Source organism: Kineococcus auxinigenes (assembly GCF_050871525.1).
In the GTDB taxonomy this organism is placed as follows: domain Bacteria; phylum Actinomycetota; class Actinomycetes; order Actinomycetales; family Kineococcaceae; genus Kineococcus.
The window spans coordinates 1-530 of the sequence record NZ_JBKBCT010000192.1; the positions used below are offsets into that span (position 1 = coordinate 1).

A 530-nucleotide genomic window follows, 5' to 3' on the forward strand; every position below is an offset into this window, starting at 1 on the left:
GTGCGGGACCACGCCATCGATCTGGTAGTGCCGACGTGCGAAGAGGTGTTCTTCGTCTCGCGCTATCGACATCACCTGTCGGCCCATGTGCGCGTACTAGCGGAGGACTTTGCCAAGCTGCGCGCGGTGCACAGCAAGTGGCAGTTCCTCACGCTCGCGCAGAACTGCGGGGCTGACGTGCCAGTCTCCGCGCGCGTGCAGACGCTGGACGAGGCACGCGCGTGGGCAGCGGGGCGGCCGATGGTGCTCAAGCCCGAGTTCTCGCGCTTTGGCGTGCATGTGCGGCTGTACCGCAACGGCATCCCTGACGATGCACCGCCGCTGGCGGACCTGGGCGCGTGGGTGGCGCAGACGCTGGTGCGCGGGCAGGAGTTCTGCTCGTACAGCGTGGTCGATCGCGGCCGGCTTCTGGCGCACGCGCTGTATCGCCCGGACTGGCGCATGTCGACCAGCGCGAGCTTCTACTTTGCCCCGGTGCGCATCGATGCCATCCGCACCTTCGTCGCCAACTTTGCACGCAAGCTCGACTT

The 530-nt window shown here is 67.0% G+C and carries 1 protein-coding gene; it reads left to right on the top strand.

The window, feature by feature from the left end:
* Nucleotides 1-45 precede the first annotated feature (45 nt).
* Nucleotides 46-530: ATP-grasp domain-containing protein (locus ACRYR9_RS19975; protein WP_459077418.1), on the top strand; the 485-nt coding region annotated here is incomplete at its 3' end.